A 7,315-nucleotide genomic window follows, 5' to 3' on the forward strand; every position below is an offset into this window, starting at 1 on the left:
GAGGATAACTTGGTATTGCGTGAATATTTATAACTATGACTGTTGCCAACACTTCCTTAGATCGGCTTACATTATCTTTAGAACACGAAGCTTTAGTTAATTTACTCGCCCAACAAGAAAATATTTTAATTATTCAAGACCTCGACGGCGTGTGTATGGGTTTGGTAAAAGACCCTTTGACTAGAGTTGTCGATGCAAGATATTTAGAAGCAACCACTGCCTTTGAGGGGCATTTTTTTGTACTAACTAACGGCGAACATATCGGCAAAAGAGGCGTAAATCGCATTGTCGAGAAAACCTTAGAAAATTCAGAAATAGCAAAACAACAGGGTTTGTATTTACCTGGTTTGGCTGCTGGTGGCGTACAGTGGCAAGACCGCTACGGCAATGTAACTCATCCAGGGGTCAGTGAGGCGGAAATGAGCTTTTTGGATAAAGTTCCCCAAAAGCTTACTACTCAGTTAAAACAAGTACTTTCCGATGAAGCCTATGGTTTAGAACCCAGCTACATTGAAACCTGGGTAGAGGCGGCGGTATTAGATAATCCAGTATCCCCTACAGCGAATATCAATGTTTTTTATGAGGGTCTATCGGCGGAAAATTACCGTCGTTTTCAACAAGAAGTACGAGATATAGTTGAAGAACTGCTGCAAGAAGCACAACGGCAGGGTTTGTCAGATTCTTTTTTTATTCATTATGCTCCCAATTTGGGTAGAGACGCAGCAGGGAAAGAACTAATTCGTTGGGCAAAAGATGAAGATTCGGGAACCACAGATTTTCAGTTTATGCTGCGCGGTGGCATCAAAGAGGCAGGTGTACTATCAATCTTGAACCGCTACTATTATTCACGGACTGGTAATTATCCTCTGGGTAAAGATTTTAACTCCCGACAAGCCCCCCAACAGCATTTAGAATTACTCAAAGTCGTTACCGAAAACTTCGAGCCGCAAATTATGCCTACTATAGTCGGCGTGGGTGATACGGTAACTAGCGTCGCCGAAGAAGTAGACGGCGAACTAACATTCGGTCGGGGTGGCAGCGATCGCGGCTTTTTAGAGTTGGTTCAGGCGATCGGTCGCGAATTCGATACGGGTAATGTTATCGTCTATGTCGATAGTAGTGGTGGTGAGGTTAAAAACCGCAAACCGTTAAAGCTGCAAAGCGAACCAGAGTTAAAAGTCATTGAAGGTCCTGGGGATAAGCGCGATACAGAAGATCCGCTCACTCTCAATGTAGTTTTCCCAGAAGGGCATAGACAATATATTGATGTTTTTGCCAAAGCAGCACAGCAGAGAGTAGGTAATGGGTAGTGGTTAATGGGTGGCTTGACATCTCAACCATATTTGAATTTAATCGCGCCGACTGATACGGCGGTTGAAATCTATCTCGATCGCCCCAGTCAGTTTATTATCGATAATCAAAAGCAGCTTTTACCAACTTGGGATAAACCTGTTACTCAGGTAATTTTAGTTTTGCAACAGTCCCGTTTATCTCTGGAACATAATACCGAAGCAGTGGCGCGAGAAAAAGACAGGTTAAGAGAACAGTTTTTTCGCTTTGGCTGTAGTTTGGTGTTTGGCTTGCGCGATCGCAATTTACTTAGCGATTTGTGCGATCCGCGTAGTGGCTACCCAGTTATTTCTCGCGAAGGAGAAATTACCCTTAGTGATGCGGCTTTGGTCAAGGCTTTATTGGGGTTTGAGGTCATCGATTATAATGATTGTTCTTTAATTATTCATCCTCAATGGGGCAGTGCCATGTATCCCTCAACTATTTTGACCTCTGCTGGCTTGGACGAGCTTAAACCCGTTTTGGATAAAGCGATCGCTTTATTGGGATGGACTAGTAAATAGTGGTCTGTCAATATCTAATCCCTCTGCTTCTTTACGCAGGGGAGCAGGGTGCAGAGAGCAAAGGGAAATCTCTAGTAGAAAAAATCCTCTGCACTTCACCTATTTATCCCTCATTAAATTATATAGACAAAGCAATAGTAGCGATCGCTGTTGTTTATTTGGTTTTAGTTAAAGAAGGTGTTTGGCGATCGCCTGTTTCTTTATTAGTTTCCTCACTCGCTATAAACCAACCTTTATATTTAGCTGCGGTTACTAATACAAATACCAAGTCCAAACCGACTAAGCTGGCGACAATTAATTCAGAACCACCAGTACCAAAGCCGTAGCTGTGCAAACCAGTACCGAGAACAAAATTAACTCCATACCACGCCATCAGGACGGCGTTGAAAGCAACCACGCTAGTAACAGCCATGCCAAAATCTGCTAGCCAACCGACTAGACGACCGTGTAAGGGGACGACGTAACACATTAAAGCAATCAATGCCCAGGTTTCTTTCGGGTCCCAACCCCAAAACCGTCCCCAGGAAAAATGCGCCCAAATACCACCTAAAATAATGCCTGTTGTTAGTAATAAAACTCCTGCTTGCAGTACGCCATAGTTCCATTTAGATAGGCTGCGAATTCTAGCGGCAGCTTGAGGCACAAATAAATAATGTCCTAACAGAATATGACCTAAACCAAATGCCAGGGCGAAACTGGCGTAACTGAGAGTAATAGTAGGTACGTGTACGCTCAACCAGAAGTTATCTCGCAGTACTGGTACGAGAGGTTCGATAGTAGGATCGAGTACCGCAGGCAAACTATCTGCTAGAACCAAACACAATACCGACAGTGGTGCAGCGGCTAAAAGGTAATATTTGGCTCGATAGATTAACTCAAAGATTACGGCGATCGCGCCAATACCAAAACTAACCCAGATAACCGACTCGTACATATTGGTTACGGGGGGTCTACCCGCAATTTGCATTCTTTCTAAAAAGCCGTAGGCATGAATTAACAGTCCCGCACTAAAAATTCCGATCGCACCCCAGTAAAGATCTAGAGATTTAAACCATAAAACTATCAGCATAGCTACAAAAGCCAAGCCATATAGTATCCAGGCTTTGCCAAAGGCATGAAGGCGATAGAACCTGACTTCTCTTTGTAAAGTAGCTGTTTGGGGATATACCTGGGTACTTAAAGAAGCTAGTTTGTCTCGTAGCTGGCTGGCAGCATTGCCCAAACTAATTTCTGCTGTCGGGCGATCGCGATAGGCTTGTTTGAGATCTTCATAGACTTGTCGAACTGTTGAGGCGCGATCGGTATCGTAGTAGGTTTCTGCTTCGTTAATTCCCAACCATTTACCCTTGATACTTGTAGGATGGGGAACCAAAGGCAGGCGATCGTTGCCTACCGTCGCAATAGTCAAAGCCAAGCGATCTTCAATAGTTAGAGCTTCCCGTTCATCTCTGGTTAGATCGATATCTTCTGCCTGTTTTTGTCTGGCGGTAAGAATTGTCGAACTTAAAGGCGATCGCATTAGTTCGGCAAAAGTAAAATATTTTTTATCGGGGTCTAATCCCAAATCTGCTTTTAAGGGACGATAGTTAAACAAAATAAACGGTTCTTCGTTCCAGTCGCGGTTATTAAACCATAAAGACAAGTAAGTTTGTAAATAGTCTAATTTTTCTCCGTCTTTGGTTTGATAGCTGTTTCTACCGTGAATTTGAATTACGGTTTCTCTAGCTACCGTATCTAAAGGTTTTTTTCTGCCGTCTAGCTGTACGGCAAGGTCTTTTAACGGTTCTAGAGGTGTAGCTTGAAATTGACTAAAGGGAGTTAGAAATATTCCAATTCCTAAAACCAGTCCGATAATAAATTTAAGTAGTTTCATAAATTTACCTGCTTATGTCTGATATCGAAATAGATGAAGTTCGCGAAGAAAGAATCACTATGGAAGCTGTAGTCGATGCTTATGACGAAGTAGAAAGAGCGATGGGTTGGTACTACTATTTGGAGGATAGACTCAACTTTCCTTTTCAGGCTAAGTGGATAAGTAACAAACGAGATAAAGGAACAGAAGTTACGGTAGTCGAAATGTCACCAGAAGATGATTGCTTGGGACAGATGTTGGTTGAAGTTAGCTACCAAGAAGGCGAACTAGAAGATATTTTCACTGCACGTCTTGGAGACATAAAGCCTATTGATGGGGATGCTACAACCAGAGAAGCGATCGCCGATTGGCATTATTGGTTAACGAGAGGATATGAGTTCTGAATGATATTGCTCCCTAAATCCCCTGCCCCCTATAATCTCCCAAGCTTTGGGGGATTGGGGAGCTTACGATACACCCGTTAATTCTTTAGTTTCGTTGTCATTAGTAGTTTCTGTCGCCGTTTCTAGTTTTTCTTCTTTAGATCTCGATCGCAACTTACGAGTTAAAGCTGGTGCGTAGAACATTACGGCAATGCCCAACACCACTAAAGCCGAACCAATCCAGGTTAAAGCTGTTACCCAGGCTGGTTCCCGCTTTACTTGCAGGGTAGACTGTTGTAAATCCCCAGGATTCCAAGAAGCTTGAGCAATTTTCCAACCGCGATACCAGGTAGGATGGTTCATCCATACTTTGCGTTGTTCTACTACTCCATTGGCTTTATCTTCGATACGAATTTTACTCGTCCACATTGCCACAGAATCGGAACCTTCATTGCGATCGACAATAAAGTCTTCCAGTTTAATACCAAAAGGAATTTGTATCAGCTTGGGAGTAAATGCTGCAAAAATTTCACCATCTGGATCGTTAATAGTAGTGGGTTCTCCCCAGGGCAACCAAGCTTCGTTTTGCGATTGCGTTTTAATAAGTAGTGCTGGCGATCCCTGTAGTTGGCGATCTTCTACTGGAACGACTTGGCGGTGAATTTGAGCGTGAGGAATAAATTCTTCTAAAGTAATTTGAAAATCTGCCCAACCAGGAGTTACAGACTTGCCGACTGCTAAACTATCAGATTTAAAGCCATGAGAAGATTTGGCTGCATAGTAAAGTTGGTTGTTTTCGTTGACTATAATTTTAAAGTAATCTTCGGCTTCTGGGGGCTGTACTTGATAGGCAAGCTGTAAATTTTCGATGTTGTCTCCCTCTACCAAAGTATGAACGGGGGGTAGATCGGCTTTACCAAATACAAACCAGCGTTCTATTCCACTTTTTGAAGCTACTTCTAATAAAACCGCAGGATTATTAAACTGTTGCGAGGCGGTAGTAGGAAAATTATTTTTATCTAAGCGGAAGTCGGGAAAGAAGTCTAAAACTTTTATTTGTAAGTCTTTAATTTTTGCTGGCTGAGATTTGGTTTCTAGAACATCTATAGTTTTACTGTTGGTTGCTGTGGCTACTTCAATCGTTCCCCAGGGATGAGCTTTCTCTTGTGGTGGCGATAATAACTGCTGGAGTTCGGGTTGACTATCGGCTTCAACAATTTCTAGTTCGGCTATTCCTAAAGTAAGCTGACTATATGCCGTAGGTGCAACTGCTAAGGAACGGGTTATGGTTTGTCCCATGCGATCGCTCTTTAAACTCAATTTAACAGCAGGATTATCTACCGTCGCGCTGTCAACAAAATCAACCGTTTGTACGGCATTTTCTGTATAGCCTGCTAGTTCTAAACCTGCAAACTTACTGGGGTTTACGGTGCCGTCTTGTCTGACAAAAATACTGCTTTGCTTAATCTCACCATCGGCAGACATAACTTCAATTAAATTACCTTCTATTCTCAGGCGATCGCTCGCAGGGCGATCGGTTCTTACCAGCAACATTCCTTCCGTTCCTAAATGAATCACTGCTGCCGAACCTGCAATGATGACAATCAAACCCAAGTGGGTAAGAGCAAAACCAATTTTTCTCGCACCGCGCCAGGGATAGCGGTTTAATGCCGAAATTCCTAAGTTTATTGCCAGCAAAAACATTAGTCCCCCAAACCAGGGACTTTTATAAATTTCTTGCTGTACGGTAGTTGAACCTACCTGAGATTCATAAAAAGTCGCCCAAATAAGAATCCCGACAATTGCACTTAATAAAGGTACTGCTAGTTTTACCGAACCAATAAATCGCCAAACTCGCTCTAACATATTTGCTTAATTTATCTGGGTTTTTCAGTAAGGATATGCTACTTAGGCTAGTTGGTTTGCAGAACTGTTTTGTATCAAAATTAGCGAAAATATAACTTCAATGCGATAACAGCAAATTAATTTTCTTTTTGCGCATATTAAAACAGTAATTTTTATATATTTGTTATTTTCAATATATGCGATCGCTACTCTCTAATTTTAAACAATACGTAGTTTTAGAAATTTTTAAACGTTACATATATTGCTGCTTGACAACTTAATGTTAATGTCTGTCTATCAAAATTTTTATTTTTAAAAGTCGATAGACAGACTTTTGTTTTTATAAATACAAGTTCTTATGCTATTTTTGCATTTTATTATGCAATAAACAGAAAACAGGATATATTTTGTAGTTTATTTTACAGTTTATTTTATTGAATAAATTTAAAAATAATTCTCGAACAAAGAAGTAGTTCATATATTTTATAGAGAAGAGCGGAAAGCTATTTTGAGCCTTTATTTTGCTAATTTTGTTGTCTAAACAACAAAAAATACTGGTCGAATTAACAATTTAAGAACAAACGTAAATTTTTAAATAATTATGTCTCTACAAGTAGAATTATTAGAGCAAAGCTTTAATGAAGTTAAGCTTTGCTAATTTTGTTGTCTAAACAACAAAAAATACTGGTCGAATTAACAATTTAAGAACAAACGTAAATTTTTAAATAATTATGTCTCTACAAGTAGAATTATTAGAGCAAAGCTTTAATGAAGTTAAGCTTTGCTAATTTTGTTGTCTAAACAACAAAAAATACTGGTCGAATTAACAATTTAAGAACAAACGTAAATTTTTAAATAATTATGTCTCTACAAGTAGAATTATTAGAGCAAAGCTTTAATGAAGTTAAGCTTTGCTAATTTTGTTGTCTAAACAACAAAAAATACTGGTCGAATTAACAATTTAAGAACAAACGTAAATTTTTAAATAATTATGTCTCTACAAGTAGAATTATTAGAGCAAAGCTTTAATGAAGTTAAGCTTTGCTAATTTTGTTGTCTAAACAACAAAAAATACTGGTCGAATTAACAATTTAAGAACAAACGTAAATTTTTAAATAATTATGTCTCTACAAGTAGAATTATTAGAGCAAAGCTTTAATGAAGTTAAGCTTTGCTAATTTTGTTGTCTAAACAACAAAAAATACTGGTCGAATTAACAATTTAAGAACAAACGTAAATTTTTAAATAATTATGTCTCTACAAGTAGAATTATTAGAGCAAAGCTTTAATGAAGTTAAGCCACAAGCAGATAGTTTTTCTAGTAGTTTTTACAACAATCTGTTTACAGCTTATCCTGAAGCACAGCCTCTATTTGCTAACAC

5 protein-coding genes are annotated in these 7,315 nt (G+C 39.5%); 3 read left to right on the forward strand and 2 right to left on the reverse strand.

The genetic code is table 11. The features are described from left to right. Window positions 1-35 precede the first annotated feature (35 nt). Together stpA and KV40_RS21955 are read left to right on the forward strand one after the other, a co-directional pair. Window positions 36-1,310 (forward strand): glucosylglycerol 3-phosphatase, encoded by a 1,275-nt coding sequence (stpA, locus tag KV40_RS21950; RefSeq protein ID WP_036485984.1) that lies wholly within the window; start codon window positions 36-38, stop codon window positions 1,308-1,310. A 6-nt stretch (window positions 1,311-1,316) separates the two neighbouring features. Beyond that, window positions 1,317-1,853, forward strand: coding sequence for a methylmalonic aciduria and homocystinuria type D protein (locus tag KV40_RS21955; protein ID WP_036485986.1), 537 nt, complete (start codon window positions 1,317-1,319; stop codon window positions 1,851-1,853). A gap of 154 nt (window positions 1,854-2,007) precedes the next feature. On the opposite strand, the gene KV40_RS21960 is transcribed toward KV40_RS21955, so the two are convergent. Then, window positions 2,008-3,726, reverse strand: coding sequence for a cytochrome c biogenesis protein (locus KV40_RS21960; RefSeq protein WP_036485987.1), 1,719 nt, complete (start codon window positions 3,724-3,726; stop codon window positions 2,008-2,010). Between the two features lie 14 nt (window positions 3,727-3,740). Here KV40_RS21960 and KV40_RS21965 point away from each other — a divergent pair, with 14 nt between their 5' ends. Beyond that, a complete protein-coding gene (locus KV40_RS21965; protein WP_036485988.1) occupies window positions 3,741-4,109 on the forward strand; it encodes a calcium-binding protein in 369 nt (122 codons plus the stop codon). 63 nt (window positions 4,110-4,172) lie between these two features. Here KV40_RS21965 and KV40_RS21970 read toward each other — a convergent pair whose 3' ends face one another. Beyond that, the gene (locus tag KV40_RS21970) at window positions 4,173-5,954 is read right to left on the reverse strand and encodes a cytochrome c biogenesis protein ResB (RefSeq protein WP_052055822.1); all 1,782 of its coding nucleotides are present in this window, start codon (window positions 5,952-5,954) and stop codon (window positions 4,173-4,175) included. Window positions 5,955-7,315 lie beyond the last annotated feature (1,361 nt).

This window comes from Myxosarcina sp. GI1, from assembly GCF_000756305.1.
In the GTDB taxonomy this organism is placed as follows: Bacteria; Cyanobacteriota; Cyanobacteriia; order Cyanobacteriales; family Xenococcaceae; genus Myxosarcina.

What these genes read in the sequence shown, in the direction of transcription:
- KV40_RS21970 (WP_052055822.1), bottom strand. Translation starts at nt 5,954, where the DNA reads ATGTTAGAGCGAGTTTGGCGATTTATTGGTTCGGTAAAACTAGCAGTA.
- KV40_RS21965 (WP_036485988.1), top strand. Translation starts at nt 3,741, where the DNA reads ATGTCTGATATCGAAATAGATGAAGTTCGCGAAGAAAGAATCACTATG.
- KV40_RS21960 (WP_036485987.1), bottom strand. Translation starts at nt 3,726, where the DNA reads ATGAAACTACTTAAATTTATTATCGGACTGGTTTTAGGAATTGGAATA.
- KV40_RS21955 (WP_036485986.1), top strand. Translation starts at nt 1,317, where the DNA reads ATGGGTGGCTTGACATCTCAACCATATTTGAATTTAATCGCGCCGACT.
- stpA (WP_036485984.1), top strand. Translation starts at nt 36, where the DNA reads ATGACTGTTGCCAACACTTCCTTAGATCGGCTTACATTATCTTTAGAA.